At 65.2% G+C, this 15,100-nt stretch carries 16 protein-coding genes; 6 read left to right on the plus strand and 10 right to left on the minus strand.

From position 1 onward, the window contains the following. Positions 1–43: 43 nt before the first annotated feature. The 4 genes from OK351_RS13810 to OK351_RS13825 form a co-directional block, all read right to left on the minus strand. On the minus strand, positions 44–742 hold the full coding sequence (locus OK351_RS13810; protein WP_265159993.1) for a hypothetical protein: 699 nt from the start codon (positions 740–742) through the stop codon (positions 44–46). After that, complete coding sequence (locus OK351_RS13815; RefSeq protein WP_265159996.1) at positions 739–1,656, minus strand: ABC transporter ATP-binding protein; 918 nt, start codon at positions 1,654–1,656, stop codon at positions 739–741. The genes OK351_RS13810 and OK351_RS13815 overlap by 4 nt, the downstream gene beginning before the upstream one ends. Then, complete coding sequence (locus OK351_RS13820) at positions 1,649–2,041, minus strand: GntR family transcriptional regulator (RefSeq protein WP_265159999.1); 393 nt, start codon at positions 2,039–2,041, stop codon at positions 1,649–1,651. Before OK351_RS13820 ends, OK351_RS13815 begins: the two co-directional genes overlap by 8 nt. Before the next feature lie 408 nt (positions 2,042–2,449). Continuing rightward, on the minus strand, positions 2,450–3,034 hold the full coding sequence (locus OK351_RS13825) for a helix-turn-helix domain-containing protein (RefSeq protein WP_265160001.1): 585 nt from the start codon (positions 3,032–3,034) through the stop codon (positions 2,450–2,452). A 77-nt stretch (positions 3,035–3,111) separates the two neighbouring features. Between OK351_RS13825 and OK351_RS13830 the strand changes: the two genes are divergently transcribed. The 5 genes from OK351_RS13830 to OK351_RS13850 all read left to right on the plus strand — a co-directional run bounded on the left by OK351_RS13830 (position 3,112) and on the right by OK351_RS13850 (position 8,629). Further along, on the plus strand, positions 3,112–4,509 hold the full coding sequence (locus tag OK351_RS13830; protein ID WP_265160003.1) for an MFS transporter: 1,398 nt from the start codon (positions 3,112–3,114) through the stop codon (positions 4,507–4,509). Positions 4,510–4,772: 263 nt separating this feature from the next. After that, entirely contained in the window at positions 4,773–5,042 is a 270-nt protein-coding gene (locus OK351_RS13835; RefSeq protein WP_265160006.1) for a hypothetical protein, read from the plus strand. 721 nt (positions 5,043–5,763) lie between these two features. After that, the gene (locus OK351_RS13840) at positions 5,764–6,372 is read left to right on the plus strand and encodes a DUF4956 domain-containing protein (RefSeq protein ID WP_265160009.1); all 609 of its coding nucleotides are present in this window, start codon (positions 5,764–5,766) and stop codon (positions 6,370–6,372) included. Beyond that, positions 6,369–7,154 (plus strand): polyphosphate polymerase domain-containing protein, encoded by a 786-nt coding sequence (locus OK351_RS13845; RefSeq protein ID WP_265160012.1) that lies wholly within the window; start codon positions 6,369–6,371, stop codon positions 7,152–7,154. Before OK351_RS13840 ends, OK351_RS13845 begins: the two co-directional genes overlap by 4 nt. Then, complete coding sequence (locus OK351_RS13850) at positions 7,151–8,629, plus strand: CotH kinase family protein (protein ID WP_265160015.1); 1,479 nt, start codon at positions 7,151–7,153, stop codon at positions 8,627–8,629. The genes OK351_RS13845 and OK351_RS13850 overlap by 4 nt, the downstream gene beginning before the upstream one ends. A gap of 896 nt (positions 8,630–9,525) precedes the next feature. Here the strand turns inward: OK351_RS13850 and rdgB are convergent. The 6 genes from rdgB to clpS all read right to left on the minus strand — a co-directional run bounded on the left by rdgB (position 9,526) and on the right by clpS (position 13,679). Continuing rightward, the gene (gene rdgB, locus OK351_RS13855) at positions 9,526–10,167 is read right to left on the minus strand and encodes an RdgB/HAM1 family non-canonical purine NTP pyrophosphatase (RefSeq protein WP_265160017.1); all 642 of its coding nucleotides are present in this window, start codon (positions 10,165–10,167) and stop codon (positions 9,526–9,528) included. Further along, positions 10,164–10,898, minus strand: coding sequence for a ribonuclease PH (gene rph / locus OK351_RS13860; protein WP_265160019.1), 735 nt, complete (start codon positions 10,896–10,898; stop codon positions 10,164–10,166). The genes rdgB and rph overlap by 4 nt, the downstream gene beginning before the upstream one ends. Positions 10,899–10,971: 73 nt before the next feature. Then, positions 10,972–11,880, minus strand: a complete 909-nt coding sequence (locus tag OK351_RS13865; RefSeq protein ID WP_265160021.1) for an MBL fold metallo-hydrolase — start codon at positions 11,878–11,880, stop codon at positions 10,972–10,974. Positions 11,881–11,883: 3 nt separating this feature from the next. Next, the gene (gene murI / locus OK351_RS13870; protein ID WP_265160024.1) at positions 11,884–12,801 is read right to left on the minus strand and encodes a glutamate racemase; all 918 of its coding nucleotides are present in this window, start codon (positions 12,799–12,801) and stop codon (positions 11,884–11,886) included. A 4-nt stretch (positions 12,802–12,805) separates the two neighbouring features. Continuing rightward, positions 12,806–13,345 (minus strand): DUF2017 domain-containing protein, encoded by a 540-nt coding sequence (locus tag OK351_RS13875; protein ID WP_371931457.1) that lies wholly within the window; start codon positions 13,343–13,345, stop codon positions 12,806–12,808. A 49-nt stretch (positions 13,346–13,394) separates the two neighbouring features. Beyond that, positions 13,395–13,679, minus strand: a complete 285-nt coding sequence (gene clpS, locus OK351_RS13880) for an ATP-dependent Clp protease adapter ClpS (RefSeq protein WP_265160028.1) — start codon at positions 13,677–13,679, stop codon at positions 13,395–13,397. A 124-nt stretch (positions 13,680–13,803) separates the two neighbouring features. Here clpS and OK351_RS13885 point away from each other — a divergent pair, with 124 nt between their 5' ends. After that, a complete protein-coding gene (locus OK351_RS13885) occupies positions 13,804–15,096 on the plus strand; it encodes a nicotinate phosphoribosyltransferase (protein WP_265160030.1) in 1,293 nt (430 codons plus the stop codon). Positions 15,097–15,100 lie beyond the last annotated feature (4 nt).

Raw genomic sequence — 15,100 nt, forward strand, 5'->3', positions numbered from 1 at the left:
GCGAATCCCGGGCAACTACAGTTGCCCGGGATTCGCGTAGCGCCTACGCGGTGGCCTTGCGCAGGGTGAGGTAGGACGCCCCGGCCATCAGGATGGCCACGGCCCCGCCCCAGAGGACCACTCCTCCTGCGCTCCAGGTGATCGCCCATGCCCAGAACTGTCCCCATTTCTCACCCAGGGTCAGGTAGAAGACGGTTCCGAGCAGTATCGCGGCCAGTGCCACGAAGAAGACCAGCATCCCGCTGGTGCGCCAGCGCATGTAGATGGTGGCGATCCAGAAGCCGATCATGAACAGCAGCAGCATCAGCACGAAGTAGAACATGATCTGCACAAAACCGTTGTTGTCGGCCACCCATTCCAGGGCGAAGAACCGTCCACCCAGACCCCATCCGCCGGTGGCCTGTTCCACCAGGCCCATCAGGTAGTAGAAGGTGGAGAGCAGCAGCGCGCTGATCCCGAAGAGCAGCACGGTGCCCAGGTAGAAGGTCCGCCGTGAGACACTCATGGCCAGCGAGAAAGGGAAGGTCAGCGTCAGTGACTGGATGCCCAGGGCCAGGAAATACCACATGGGCGCCTGGGCACCGCCGCTGTACATCACGGCCTCGTCCCCGCCGGCGCGGCGCACCAGCCAGAAGATCGCCATGGTGAAGATGAAGGCCCCGCCCAGGATCAGCAGCGGGATCCCGATGAAGGTCCATTTGTTGATCAGCTGCATGCGTGCAACCTTGATAATGCGGTTCATTTCATTGCCTCGACATTCACGTCGCTGGTGTCGTTGTCCTCGGTGCCCATGGCGCTACGCACCACAAGCTGTTGCAGCGAGACCGGGGAAAGCTCCAACCCCAACTCCGCGGCACGCGCCCGTTCAGCCTGGCTCAGGCGGGTACGGATGCTGATGCTGGCCAGCGAGCCCAATGCGTCGCGATGCAGCACCGGGTAGCTGCCGATGAATTCGGCGACCTTCTCGGCATTGCCGGTCACGGTCACCGCGGCCCCGCGAAGCGACTCTGCCTCCTCGTCGATGACGATCTTGCCGGCATCAATCACCACCACGTGCTCCAGCAGGTTGGCGACCTCGTCGATCAGGTGGCTGGAGAGCACGATGGTGCGCGGGTGCGTGGCGAAGTCCTCGACCAGGCGGTCGTAGAAGATCTGCCGGGCCACCGCGTCCAGTCCCAGATAGGGCTCGTCGAAGAAGGTGATCTCCGCCCGGGAAGCCAGGCCGATGATCACACCGACCGCTGAGAGTTGGCCGCGGGAGAGCTTCTTGATGCGGCGCTTGACCGGCAACCGGAAGGCCTCGATCAGTTCCCGCGCCAAGTCCTCGTCCCAATTCTCGTAGAACAGGGCCGCGGCCTTGAAGGCCTGGTTGGCCCGGAAGTCATCCGGGTACTTCTGCGATTCGCGGATGAAGCACATCCGGGACAGGGTGGCGTCGTGCTCGTAGGGATTGTGCCCGAAGATCTTCACCGTCCCCTGGTTGGCGAAGCCCTGGCCGGTGAGGATGGACATCAGGGTGGTCTTTCCGGCACCGTTGCGGCCCAGCAGCCCGTAGATCCGGTTCGGTTCAAGGGCCAGGTTCACCTGGTCCAGCGCGGTCAGTTCCTTGTAGTTCTTGCTCAGGTTGGTGGCCTGGATGGCCGGTGCGTTAGTCATTGATAACACTTCCTTGCCCGTTCACGTCCGTGTGGGCCGAGGTCTGGATCATGGTGATCAGTTCCTGGGTGCCGATGCCGAGCTTGGAAGCCTCGGCGGTCAGCGGCCGGATGTACTGCTCGTGGAATTGGTGGCGGCGCGCTTCGAGGAGTTGATGGCGAGCGCCTTGTGCGACAAACATTCCGATCCCCCTTTTCTTGTAGAGCAGTCCGTTTTCAACAAGCCGGTTCACGCCCTTGGCGGCAGTGGCCGGATTGATCCGGTAGAACGCGGCAAATTCATTGGTCGAGGGTACTTGCGATTCTTCGGCCAGTACCCCGGAGACGATATCGCTCTCGATCAGTTCTGCGATCTGCATGAAGATCGGCTTGGAATCATCGATCACTGCGCGCCCCCTTCGTTTCACTCGTGCACAACCCGGAAAACCTTCCTAAGTTGCTTGGTTAGTTACTCATGTAACTAACCATATAACTAACTATCCTCGACTGCAATATCCCAACGGGAAAAACCTGACCCACGATTGCCCCGCGCGCGTCTGCTCATTCGATACCGACCGGGTGAATAGCCCACTGGCCGGGGCAATCCCCCGGATTTCGAGCCGTCGCCCCGGGGCCGGCCACGGGGCGAAAACCACGGCCGGCAGCTGAACCCAGGCGCGGATCGAGCCACTGACATCACCTTGCACCCCACGCAGCGCACCAGGTCTTTACCCCGACCTCACCTGATCATTTCGAACACCATCGGTACGGCTTCGGGACAACGAGCGTCCGGCGAGCACGATCTTCCGGGGCGCTTAGTCCTGCTCCTGCTGCCACTCGCGCAAATGCATCCGGCGCCCATCGCGCCCCAACAGGCTCAGCACCTGGGCAGGGCCGGGGCCGGCCGAAGCGAAAAAGTGCGGCAGGCGCGCGTCGAATTCCACGGCCTCACCGGCCTGAAGCAGCAGCTGCCGGGTCCCCAACAGCAGTTGGACCCGCCCGTCGAGCACATAGAACCAGGCCGTGCCCTCGTGGGAGGCCAACTTCGGAGGTCGGCGGGACACCGGAAGTTCCATCTTCCAGGCTTGTACTCCCTCGGTGGTGCGCGTGAGCGGGATGAGCACACGTCCCTGGACGGTTCGCGGCTCCAGCCGGACACGCGGATCCTCCGGTTCGGTGATTCCCACCAGGTCATCGAGCGGAACCCGGTAGAGGTCGGCGAGGGCCAGCAGCAACTCCAGGGTCGGCTTCCGCCCACCGGTTTCCACCCGGGACAGGGTGGACACCGGGATCCCGGTAGCCGCGGACAGCGCATCCAGGGTCAGTTCGTTGGATTTGCGTAGCTGGCGAAGCCGTGGGCCAACATCGCGAAGCCGATGCCCACCGGTATCGGGGTTCATAAGCCGAGAATAGGAATGATTTGCCAGATTGGCAAGTGAATTTGCCGCCTGATGGGCAATCTTCCTAGCGTGGGGCCATGGATTCACACCGCCTCGCCCCGGACACCACCGGACCGCACCGCGCAGCGACTTCGCTGATCCGGCAACTGCTGCCCCTGCTGTTGGTCACCACCACAGGAGCGCTGGGCACCAGCCTGGTCAACGTGGCCTTGCCTCCCCTGGCCGAGGACTTCTCGGTCCCCCTGCCCGCGGCCCAATGGGTCACATTGGCATTCCTGCTGACCAGCACGATGCTGCTGGTACCCGTCGGCTGGCTGGGCGACCGGTACGGACGGGTGCCGGTCCTGCGGATAGGGCTGGGCATATTCGCCGTCTCCTCGCTCCTTGGGCTGTTCGCCCCATGGCTGGAACTGGTGGTTTTCTCCCGTGCCCTGCAGGGCACGGGAGTCGCGGCGATGTTGGCATTGCCCGTGGCGCTGGTCCGGCAACGGGTCAGCGGCCACCAGGTGGGCCGGGCCATGGGGCTGCTCGGCTCCGCGATGGCGACCGGAATGGCCTTGGGCCCGGCCCTGGGCGGCGCGCTGTCGTCAGCTGAGGGTGGATGGAAGAACACCTTCCTGGTGCTGGCTGGGTTGAGCCTGGCCGCCTTTGCCACCACGCACCGGCTCACCACCGACACGACAACCACCCGGCAAGGTGCGCTGGATGTGCGCGGGCTCCTGGGCCTGGGCATGGCCCTGGGTTGCTACTCCATCGCACTCACCCTGCGCCCCGGGGGCACCGCCGGCACCCTGGTCTTGCTGGCCATCAGCGGACTGGCGCTGTCCGTATTCGTGCGGATTGAGCTAAGGGCCACCCGGCCCCTGGTCGACCTACGTGCGCTGCGCGCGATCGGCGTGCTGCCGCAACTGGGTATGGCTTTTGCGGTCTCGGTGATCATGATGACCTTCATTGTCATTCCCCCGTTTTTCCTGACCCAGGCCCTGGGGCTCTCCCCCACCCGGATGGGCCTGGTCATGGCCGTCGGACCGGTGGTCGCGATCCTCTGCGGGGTTCCAGCTGGATGGCTGGTGGACCGCATCGGCGCACCACGGGTGACGGTCATGGGTCTTGGCCTGCTGGCGCTGGCATCACTGGTCTTCGTCCTTGCACCCGGTTCGTGGGGTGTGGCGGGGTTCCTGCTGGGCGCGGTACTGCTGACCCCGGGCAACCAGCTGTTCATGGCCGCAAACAACACAGTGGTAATGTCCCGGGCCGGTGAACGCAGGCAGGGTCAGCTCTCGGGAATGCTGAACCTGGCCCGCAATCTGGGATTCATCACCGGCACGGCATTGATGTCACTGGTCTTCGATCTCACCAGCACCATGTCGAACGCCGGGGCATCGACCGGGCTGCGCGCGGCCTTCGGACTCGGAGTGGTCTTTGCGCTCGCCGCCCTGGTTCCCGGCTGGCGGCAACGTCTGCCTGCCACCTGATGGGCCGTTCCAGGACACGAAGTGCCCGGTACCATCCGGACAAGCACGTGTCCCAATGTCGAACTCACAGCACCGATCCAGCCTCTGGCGACCGGGAGCTCAGCGCACACAAAGGTACGGACGAAAGGATGAAATCAGCCCAGAAAAGATCAGGAGCCCGCCCGCAACCCACATTGAGCACGAATCACGACTTGCCTCCACCAGGCCACATGTTCCCCTCCCGGGAGCGGGCCGCGAGCACAGAAGCAGGAGTTCAGCAGCACATGTACTCTCCGGAATTCCAGGGACCCTCGGATGCCGAGCATCGGGCGAACAACCGCACACGCTTCACCACCATGCTGGCTTCGGTCTCCATGCTCACCCTTGGCCTGAGCCTGGGCACGGCCGGGGTATCCGGCACCGCCGCGGCCACCAGCGCCGTAGTCCAGCCCAGCACCCAGGTCTCGGCCGCACCGGCGGCCCCGGGCAGCGCCTCCACCCAGACACCGCGCTCGCAGGATGAGGATTCCGAAGCCGATGGATCCGATTCATAGTCGGTATTCCACTCACACCAGGACCCGGACCATCCCGGTCCATCCGGGCTTCCCCCTGCCCCTCATTCAGCGGCGGGTACGCCTAACTCTCCCTAACGTCCAGTGGGGCTTATTCGTGACCATGTCCGGCACCGGGCTTCCCGGCGATTGCGCTCCATGACTGCACCGTAGCGTTCTACGACGGCTTCAACACGATGCCCTGTCCCGGCGATCCCCGACACCCCGGACCCGCCTCCCCCGCGGATCCGGGGTGTCGGGCAGCAGACTTAGCACTTTCGCCTGGCCGCGATTGGACGGTGTGGACCGGGCTCCCCTGCAATCCCTTGGATGCTGCGGAATCTCGACGAATCTGCCCACCGCCGCGGCGCAGATGGACGCCTCGGGTAATGCTTTTCAGCGTCCGCGCCTGATACGCATTCGGAACCAGCCGGAGACTGGTCTGCTGGCCCTCCTCCACCCCCCGTCGCTTCGGAAAACCAGGGCACGGAACCGGGCCATGCCAACCACTTGGCAACTTCATACCAGCCTCATAGCCACCACGGATTTGGGCGAGATGTCGCGGATTTCAGACCCCAACCATCACGAGATCTCGTTGACCTGCATCACTTAAATCCATGGTCTCGACGACATCAAAGTTGCCTCAGGCCATGGCCAAAGCCCCGGCATAGGAAGGCGGGAAAACCTTAGGTCAATCCCCCAAAGACCCCAAAGGAGCCTTCATATGGAGCTGTTATTCGCCGCGGCATTGAACATCGCCGCCATCTGCATCTTGACCTTCGGACTGTACCTTCGACGGCACCATCGCCGGGATCTGGCCGTGTCCTATATCAGTATCAACATCGGCGTGTTCGCGGTTGCCGCGGCACTGTCCGGTACGGATGTCGGGATGGGACTGGGGCTCGGGCTCTTCGGGGTGCTCTCGATCATCCGCCTGCGCTCCAATGAACTGGAACAGCATGAGATCGCGTACTACTTCAGCGCCCTGGCCATCGGCCTGATCTGCGGGCTGGCCCCGACCCCGGCCTGGATCGGTGCGGCACTGGTCGCCCTGCTGCTGGTGGCCATGTTCGCCGCAGACCATTCAAGGGTTCTGCCGCGCTACCGGCATCAGGAGGTCATCCTGGACCGGGCGATCAGTGACGAAACCGAATTGCATGACCAGCTCGCGCTGGTGCTGGGCGGAGCCCAGATCAAGCAGGCCATCGTCCAGCAGCTGGACCTGGTCAACGACAAGATGATCGTCAAGGTCCGCTATGTGGCCCCGGCCACCAGGCGCGCCAGCACCCGTACCGCGCAGAACCACGAAGTGATCATGGAGGACGCGCAATGAGCTGGACCACCGGACTTGAATCCATCAGCCTCGAAGAACTCAACGAGAATGCGGAACTGCTCACCCGCACGGACCGCAAGTACGTCATCGATGCCGATCTGGCCCAACATCTACTGCCCGAGTTGTCCGCCGGCTGCCAGGTCCTGGAGATCGATGGGAAACACGGTTCGGACTATTCCTCGGTCTATTTCGATGATCCGCACCGCACCAGCTACCTCAGTGCGGCACACAAACGCCGGCGCCGGTTCAAGATCCGCACCCGCAGCTACCTGGACTCGAACCTGTGCTTCCTGGAGGTGAAAACCGAAGGCGCCCGGGAACAGACGGTGAAGGAACGCATCGAGCAGCCCTTCGCCGACCGCTTTACCCTCACCGCCCGGGGTCTGGAGTACATCGGCCAGAGGCTGGCCCACGGGTTGGGCGAACTGCCTATCCAGCTCGAGAAGCTGCAACCGGTCCTGGAATCCTCCTACCGCCGCACGACCCTGTTCCACCCGGGTAGCAGTTCGCGCGTGACCGTGGATGAACAGTTGGCCTGGTCCTGTCCTGCCACGTCCCGGACCCTGAACTGCGCACAGATCGTGCTGGAAACCAAGGCCGCGCTGAACGCCGGTCCGGTGGACAAGATGCTGTGGCGGGCCGGGATCCGTCCGACCCGTATTTCCAAGTTCGCCACCGGCCTGTCCCTGCTGCACCCGCAGCTTCCGGCCAACCGCTGGCACCACACCGTGTCCCGCAAACTCGATGTCTTTCCCGCCCCGAACCAGGAGTTGATCCCATGAGACCATCCCCCACGCCGCGTCGCTGCTTGCTGAGCCTGGCCGCCACGATATCCATCGGCGCCCTGGTGCTCAGCGGCTGCTCCGCTGCTGCGGCCCCCACCTCAACCACCGCGACCTCGACCATCAGCGCCGAGACCGCCACGTTCTTCAACAATGAAACGGTGCACGACATCGGCATCGAGGCCGAGGACCTGACCGGCGCACTGGAGGACTACGCCACGGATTCCACCAAGACCTGGGTCAAGGCCACCGTCACCATCGACGGAACCACCTTCGACAACGTGGGACTGCGGCTGAAGGGCAACTCCTCGCTGCGCGGCACCACCGCGGAGGACGACCCGGCACAGCTGCCGTGGATCATCCGGCTGGACAAGTACGTCGACGGCCAGCAGTACTCCGGTCGCAGCGAGTTCGTGGTGCGCGGCAATAGCACCCAGACCTCGCTGAACGAGGCCCTGGCGTTGGAGTTGGTGGGTGGCGCGGGACTTGCCACGCAGCACGCCGCCGCCACCAGGTTCAGTGTCAACGGCTCGGAGGCCACCTTGCGTCTGGTCATCGACAATCCGGATGACACCCTGTGGAGCGAGGAGACCTTCGGCTCCGCGGGGATCACCTACGAGGCCGAGTCCAATGGGGACTACAGTTACCGCGGTGCGAACGGCGAGGACTACGCGGACGCGTTCACTGCCAAATCCGGGGATGAAACCAACCTGCAGCCGATCGCCGACTTCCTGGAGTTCGTGAACAACTCCTCCGATGAGGACTTCGCCTCCCAGCTCGGCGACCGGCTGGAAGTGGACCAGTTCGCCAGCTACCTTGCGGTGCAGGAACTGATCGGCAATATGGATGACATCGACGGGCCGGGCAACAATTCCTACCTGCGCTACAACGAATCCACCGGGAAGATGAGCGTGGTCTCCTGGGACCTGAATATGGCCTTCGGCGCCCAGGGCGGCGCGGGCGAACGGCCGCAGCGGGCCGAGGGAACCGATCCCGGGATCATGCCGACCCGGCCCGAGGGAACGACCGGGCAGGAACCGGGGCAGACCGAAGGCGAGGACGCCGAAACCCGGACCCGGGGCGAACGCCCCGGGGGCCGCGGAGGTGGCGGCTTCGGCGGCGGCTCATCCAACCCGTTGTCCTCCCGGTTCCTGGAGAACGAGGAGTTCGCGGCACTCTACGAGCAGAAGCTCGAGGAATTGCAGGCTTCGCTGTTCGATTCCGGGCTGGCGGAGGAAATCCTTGATACCTGGAGCGCCCTGCTACTGGAGCAGGCAACAGACCTGGTGGATGCCGATACCGTGGACAGCGAGGTGGAGTCCCTGCGTACCCAGATCGAAAACGGTGCCAACTCCACAGGTATGGGCGGCGGCATGGGTGGCAACCGCGGTGTCCCGGGTACTGGCGGCCAGGGTTCGGCCCCGGTCGAATCGGCCCGGCCCAGTGCAGCGGCGAGCGACACCCGGGGAACCTAGTTCCCCCTGCCATTGGCGCCCATCGCGTCGGGTTCGCGCCGGGGAAGCCGAACTGGACCCGGCAGAACCTCGAATGCCGTTGTCCCACCGCATGCCGCGGTCTGGTCAACGGCATTCTTGGCGCGTCGCCGGTTTCCGGGGCAGGATCACCACTGGCGCCACATTGATCCATCGACCACCTCAGCGGGCCATGCGGCCGCAAGCCGCGTCGCGGCACGTTCCTTCTCCGTGTCCGACGTGGTTCGGCCAAGAATTCGTCGAGCGCAACCTTGGGTTGGGCCGCATTGATTTCCTGGCGCAAGGCGGCAAGAACCTCGTCCTTGATGTTCGGATCATGCAGTCGTGGCATGGACATGGCTCCCCCTGCGGCGCAATGGCCTCATTGGCCCAGGGTCTGAGCCTGCCCGTCCAGCATCGGTGCCACAGTCGGGGGTAGTGTCCGGCCGAGCCCTCCGCGTCAGTCGCCACCATTCCAATCGGGTGTAACTGGCTTTGTTGTTCCCCCATCCCCTGTCTGCCGCGATCAGGCTGCGGCGACGGCCTCCCACGGTACGAGGACCAGGGGTCTTCGACCCACGTGGTCCCGCTCAAGGCGTGCTCCCTGGGAACGTTCGGCTCGCAATCAGCCACGTCGAGAAATGCTCCCTGATCCGTGGGCAGGCTGCCGGGTTCACTGGCTGGAACCTGCTACGCCCGTTCATCCGCACCTCCGTTTCACCTTCCGAAACCATGGGATGTTCATCCGGATGCGACCGGCACCGGGCCTGTCACACCAGGGGCAGCCACGCGGCCACCGGCAGGACCCCTATTCGACGAGGGATCACGAACAAGCCCGGCCGATGCCGCCCAACCATGGGGCGGTATCGACCGGGCGTGAGCCGTTCAATCGGTAGCGGTTATGCGTGGGTCGAGGGCAGCACCCGCGCCACGCGTTCCACGATCTGCGGCAGCAGGGCCTCGAAGGCCCGGGCACGGTGCGAGATCGTGTTCTTCTCCTCGGCCGAATGCTCGGCCAGGGTGCGGTCGGAGCCGGTGGGCTGGAAGATCGGGTCGTAGCCGAAGCCGCCCTCACCGGCGCGTTCAGTGCGCAACACCCCGGGCAGGGTACCCAGCTCCACCTGGGCCTCGCCATCCGGGGAGGCGATCGCCGCGGCGCAGATGAACGCGGCCGAACGGTGCTCGGGTGCGATATCGCCCAGCTGGGCCAGCAGCAGGTCGATATTCGCCTCGTCGTCCCCGTGACGGCCGGCCCAGCGGGCGGAGAAGATCCCCGGCGCCCCGCCGAGCACATCCACCGAGATCCCCGAGTCGTCGGCGAGCGCGATCAGCCCGGTGGCCGCGGCGATCTCCCGGGCCTTCTTCAGCGCATTGCCCTGGAAGGTGACCGCGTCCTCCACCACGTCGCCGGCTCCGGCGGTCTTCGCGTCGATGACCTGGGTGTCGACATCCAGCCCGTCGATCCGGCCGCGCAGCAGCTCACGCAGTTCACGCAGTTTGCCCTGGTTTGAGCTGGCCAGTACCAGCACCGGGGCGCTCATGCGTTGGCCTTCAGCGTCTGGGTCTGGATCTGGGCCAGTTCGGTGGTGCCGATCACCGCCAAATCCAGCAGCGCATCCAGTTCGGCACGCTTGAACGGCACGCCTTCGGCGGTGCCCTGCACCTCGACGAAGTCCCCGGAACCGGTGACCACGACGTTCATATCGGTTTCGGCGCGCACGTCCTCCTCGTAGGGCAGGTCCAGCATCGGGATGCCATCGATGATGCCCACCGAGATCGCGGCCACCGAATCGGTGAGCACCTGGGCGTTCTTCCGCACCAGCCCCTCGCGGCGGGCCCATTCCACGGCCTCGGCCAGCGCCACGTAGGCGCCGGTGATCGCCGCGGTGCGGGTGCCGCCGTCGGCCTGCAGCACATCGCAGTCCAGCACGATGGTGTTCTCCCCCAGTGCGGAAGTGTTGATGACCGCACGCAGCGAACGGCCGATCAGCCGGGAGATCTCGTGGGTGCGGCCCGAGAGCTTGCCGCGCACCGATTCACGGGAGTTGCGGGTATTGGTGGCGCGTGGAAGCATCGCGTACTCTGCGGTGACCCACCCGGTGCCCTGGCCCTTGAGCCAGCGCGGCACCCCTTCGGTGAAGGAGGCGGTGCACAGCACCCGGGTCTCCCCGAATTCGATGAGGGCCGACCCTTCGGCCTGGGCGGACCAGCCGCGGGTGATGGTAATGTCTCGAAGTTGCGCGGCGCTGCGGCCGTCGGCACGTAAAGTCATGCCTCCATCCTAACTATTCCCGGGCCCTGCCCGGCACCAGCCACGGCGGATGAAGAGATTCGGCAGGGGCCGGTTAGCGTTTGCGGATGGGCCGGGTGCCCTTCCAGTCGCGCTGCTTGGCCGGGCGGACCAGCGACACCGGCGCGGTCGGCAGCGATTTGGGGGTGCCCAGCTGGGAGCCGGAGTACACCCCGTAGGTGACCCCGGAGACCGCCACCGCGATCCCGCCGACGTAGGTTTCCTTGGCCTCGTCCACGATCTTGTTGATCGAGGTCCACACCGGCACATGGGTCAGCAGCAGCCGTTCGACCTGGGCCTCGGTGGCCATCTGGCCGGCCCGCTTGCCGGTGAGGTGCACCCCGTCGATATGGTCGTCGCGGCCCTCCTCGAAGGCCGCCTCGCACAGGAACATGTCCGCACCCTGGGCGGCCTGGACCAGTCCCTCGCAGGTGTCGGTATCCCCCGAGTAGGTCAGCACGCTGGTCAGGATTTCCCCGTCGGGCCCCGGTTCGTGGGCCTCGACACGCAGCGCGTAGGCCTCCTCGATCGGGTGGCGCACCGCATAGGGGGTGATGGTGAACGGGCCGATGTCCACCGGTTGGCGTTCGGTCCACACCTTGAAGTCGTAGTCCTTGTGCATGGTGTCGCCCTCGGGCAGCCCGTACGCGGTCTCGATGCGGTCGGCCGTGTCCCTCGGACCCCAGACCAGCATCTTCTCGCGGTTCCAGCCATTGGGGTCCCAGCGGATGGCCACGTGCATGCCGCACAAATCCATGCAGTGGTCGGGGTGCAGGTGCGAGATCGCGATCCCGTCGATGTCCTTGATATCGGTGTAGCGCTGCAGCACACCCAGGGCCCCGGAGCCCAGATCCAGCAGGATCTTCCAATCACGGGTCCCGTCGAAGGCGCTGACCAGGTAGCAGGAGGCCGGGGATCCGGGGCCCGGGAAGGAACCGGTACACCCGATGATGGTCAGCTTCATGTCTCACTCGCCTTTCGACGCGGCGATCATCTGCGGGGTGATGCGGGCAATCGAACCGGTCGGATAGTGGGCTGCTACGTTCTCGACGTGACGCACCGCCAGGACCTCGGGCCCCAGGAAGCGTCTCGCCAGTACCCCAAAACTATCAGCGTTCCCCGTGGCAAGGAATTCGTGACGCGCGTCAAGTCCGTCGCTGCGCACCAGACCGTGGCTGGTCAAGGCGCGGAAGGTGTCCTTCGCGGTCTCCTCCGCACTGGAGACCAGGGTGACCCCATCGCCCATCACATAGGAGATCACGCCGGTCAGCAGCGGGTAGTGGGTGCATCCCAGGATCAGCGTATCGACCCCGGCGGCCTGCAGTGGGGCCAGGTAGTCCTCGGCGATGGCCAGCAGCTCGGGACCCGCGGTGATCCCGGATTCGACGAACTCGACAAACCGCGGGCAGGGCGCCGCGTGGATCCGCAGGTCCGGGGCCGCGGCAAAAGCGTCCTCGTAGGCGCGCGAGCCCACCGTGGCCTGGGTGCCGATCAGCCCGATCTTCCCGTTCTTGGTGGCCGCCACCGCGCGGCGCACCGCGGGCTGGATCACCTCCACCACCGGGATCCCGTGCCGGGCGGTATAGCGCTCCCGGGCATCACGCAGCACCGCGGAAGAGGCGGAGTTGCAGGCGATCACCAACAGTTTCACCCCGGCGTCCACCAGTTCGTCCATCACCCCCAGCGCATTGGCCCGCACCTGGGCGATGGGCAACGGCCCGTACGGGGAATTGGCGGTGTCGCCCACATAGATCAGCGATTCACCGGGCAACTGGTCGATAACCGCCCGGGCCACGGTCAGCCCGCCGACCCCGGAGTCGAAGATCCCGATCGGGGTGTTCTCTTCGGGCACGCTCTGCGGCCCGGTGGTGAAAAAGGAGGCCATGGGCCTAGTACTCCGAATCCAGCAGGGCCTGCATGATGGTGTCCTGCACCCAGGAGATCAGGTTGTAGACCAGGGCCATGTAGTCCTGCGAGGTCTGCACCTGGGCCGCGTCGTTGATCTGCCCGATCCGTTCCGAATCCTGCTCGTCACGGATCCCCAGGCGCTGCGAGAGCACCAGGCGCACATCGTTCAGCGCCTGGGCAAAACGCGAGGCTGCGGCCTCGTCCAGCACGATCCGGGTGTTCTCCATCAGGAACTGCGCTTCGCGCAATCGGCCGATCTTGGCGGCGATCAGGTCCTGTTCCCCGAACCGGCGGAACTCGTTGGCCACCTGCTCGTCGTCGCTGGCTACTGGCAGCAGCCGGGCCGTGGCCGGATCCGAGGGCTCCGGCAACGGGCCGCGGTCCGGGCTCATGCCGGTCAGCGCGTAGAGCGGATCCAGGTCCTCGGCCGGATCCACCCGGTGGATCTCGTCGCGCTCCTCCAGCAGCGTGATCACGTCGTCGAACAGGTCGCGCAGCAGCTTGCGTTCGGGTTCATGCAGCGAACCGGCAATGCCGCGGGAGGTACGTTTAAAGGCCTTGGCCACGAAGCTAGGCCTCCTGGGACATGGTTGCGTTCAGCCCGTATCCGTGCATCGCCTGCACGTGGGCCTCGATCTTTTCCCGGCTACCGGTGAGCACCACGGAGAATCCGTCATGATGCACCTGCATCATCAGCTTCTCGGCCTTCTGCGCGCTGAAGCCGAAGTGGCTGCGGAAGACATAGCTGACATAGCTCATCAGGTTCACCGGATCGTTCCACACGATCAGGCGCCACTTCCTGTCGTGGCGAACCTGCTCACTGGTTTCTTCAAGGATTTCGGGCATGACGGTCATGCCCACCATTTTACGCCTTCCACGCACCGATCGGGCATCGGTGTCAAGGTGTGGATATCACAGTTCGGTGCCCTCCGGGATACAGTAAGTCGAGGTTTGTCCCCCATTTTTACAGGAGCACCGCATGCTCACCAGCCTGTTTACCGACCACTATGAGCTGACCATGCTGCAGGCCACCCTGGCCTCCGGCACCGCCGGGCGCCCCAGCGTCTTCGAGGCCTTCGCCCGTCGACTGCCCGATGGACGCCGCTACGGCGTGGTGGCCGGCACCGGAAGGCTGCTGGAGGGGTTGCGTGGTTTCCGTTTCGAGGACCAGACGCTGAAGTTCCTCTCCGATCAGAAGGTGGTCAACAAGCAGACCCTGGACTACCTGGAGAACTTCCAATTCACCGGGAATATCACCGGGTACCAGGAGGGCGAACTCTACTTCCCCAATTCGCCGATCCTCACCGTGGAATCGACCTTCGCCGAGGCCTGCGTCATCGAGACCTTTGTCCTGTCGGTGCTGAACCACGACTCGGCGATCGCCTCCGCGGCCTCGCGGATGATCGCTGCGGCCGGCAATCGCCCGTGCATCGAGATGGGGTCGCGCCGCACCCATGAGGAAGCGGCCGTGGCCGCCGCCCGGGCCGCGGTGATCGCCGGCTTCGCCTCCACTTCCAACCTCGAGGCCGGGGCCCGCTACGGTATCCCGACCGTGGGCACCAGCGCGCACTCCTTTACCCTGCTGCATGAGACCGAGCGTGAGGCCTTCACCGCGCAGGTGTCCTCGCTGGGGGCCGGCACCACGCTGTTGGTGGACACCTACGATGTGGAAACCGGGGTACGCACCGCGGTGGATGTGGCCGGCCCCGAGCTCGGCGCGGTCCGTCTGGACTCCGGCGACCTGGTCCAGCAGGCCAGCTGGGTGCGTGAGCTGCTCGATGACCTGGGCAACTGGAACACCAAGATCACCGTCACCAGTGACCTGGACGAATACGCGATCGCCGCCCTGGCCAGCGCCCCGGTGGATTCCTACGGCGTGGGCACCGCCCTGGTCACCGGGTCCGGGCACCCGACAGCCTCCATGGTCTACAAGCTGGTGGCCCGCCAGGACGCTGCCGGAGACTGGGTCCCGGTGGCCAAGGCCGCCACCAACAAGGCCAGCGTGGGTGGGCGCAAGCAGGGGATCCGCCAGCTGAACGACCGGAACCGCGCGGTCAACGAGATCGTTGTACTGGGTGAGCACACCACCGAGGGACCGCAGCGGGCACTGACCGTGCCGCTGGTCACCGCAGGCGTGATCAACGACAAGTACACCGGTGCTTCCGGGGTCAACCTGGCCCGGCAGCGCCACTACGACTCGATCCAGGAGATGCCGGGCATCGCGCGCCGCCTGCAGCGCGGGGAGCCGGTCATCCCCACGATCATCGTCTAAGGAG

Source organism: Glutamicibacter sp. MNS18, from assembly GCF_026107515.2.
Classification (GTDB): Bacteria; Actinomycetota; Actinomycetes; order Actinomycetales; family Micrococcaceae; genus Glutamicibacter.

What these genes read in the sequence shown, in the direction of transcription:
- OK351_RS13835 (WP_265160006.1), top strand. Translation starts at nt 4,773, where the DNA reads ATGTACTCTCCGGAATTCCAGGGACCCTCGGATGCCGAGCATCGGGCG.
- OK351_RS13885 (WP_265160030.1), top strand. Translation starts at nt 13,804, where the DNA reads ATGCTCACCAGCCTGTTTACCGACCACTATGAGCTGACCATGCTGCAG.
- OK351_RS13825 (WP_265160001.1), bottom strand. Translation starts at nt 3,034, where the DNA reads ATGAACCCCGATACCGGTGGGCATCGGCTTCGCGATGTTGGCCCACGG.
- murI (WP_265160024.1), bottom strand. Translation starts at nt 12,801, where the DNA reads ATGGCCTCCTTTTTCACCACCGGGCCGCAGAGCGTGCCCGAAGAGAAC.
- rph (WP_265160019.1), bottom strand. Translation starts at nt 10,898, where the DNA reads ATGACTTTACGTGCCGACGGCCGCAGCGCCGCGCAACTTCGAGACATT.
- clpS (WP_265160028.1), bottom strand. Translation starts at nt 13,679, where the DNA reads ATGACCGTCATGCCCGAAATCCTTGAAGAAACCAGTGAGCAGGTTCGC.
- OK351_RS13815 (WP_265159996.1), bottom strand. Translation starts at nt 1,656, where the DNA reads ATGACTAACGCACCGGCCATCCAGGCCACCAACCTGAGCAAGAACTAC.
- OK351_RS13810 (WP_265159993.1), bottom strand. Translation starts at nt 742, where the DNA reads ATGAACCGCATTATCAAGGTTGCACGCATGCAGCTGATCAACAAATGG.
- OK351_RS13850 (WP_265160015.1), top strand. Translation starts at nt 7,151, where the DNA reads ATGAGACCATCCCCCACGCCGCGTCGCTGCTTGCTGAGCCTGGCCGCC.
- OK351_RS13845 (WP_265160012.1), top strand. Translation starts at nt 6,369, where the DNA reads ATGAGCTGGACCACCGGACTTGAATCCATCAGCCTCGAAGAACTCAAC.
- OK351_RS13865 (WP_265160021.1), bottom strand. Translation starts at nt 11,880, where the DNA reads ATGAAGCTGACCATCATCGGGTGTACCGGTTCCTTCCCGGGCCCCGGA.
- rdgB (WP_265160017.1), bottom strand. Translation starts at nt 10,167, where the DNA reads ATGAGCGCCCCGGTGCTGGTACTGGCCAGCTCAAACCAGGGCAAACTG.
- OK351_RS13840 (WP_265160009.1), top strand. Translation starts at nt 5,764, where the DNA reads ATGGAGCTGTTATTCGCCGCGGCATTGAACATCGCCGCCATCTGCATC.
- OK351_RS13830 (WP_265160003.1), top strand. Translation starts at nt 3,112, where the DNA reads ATGGATTCACACCGCCTCGCCCCGGACACCACCGGACCGCACCGCGCA.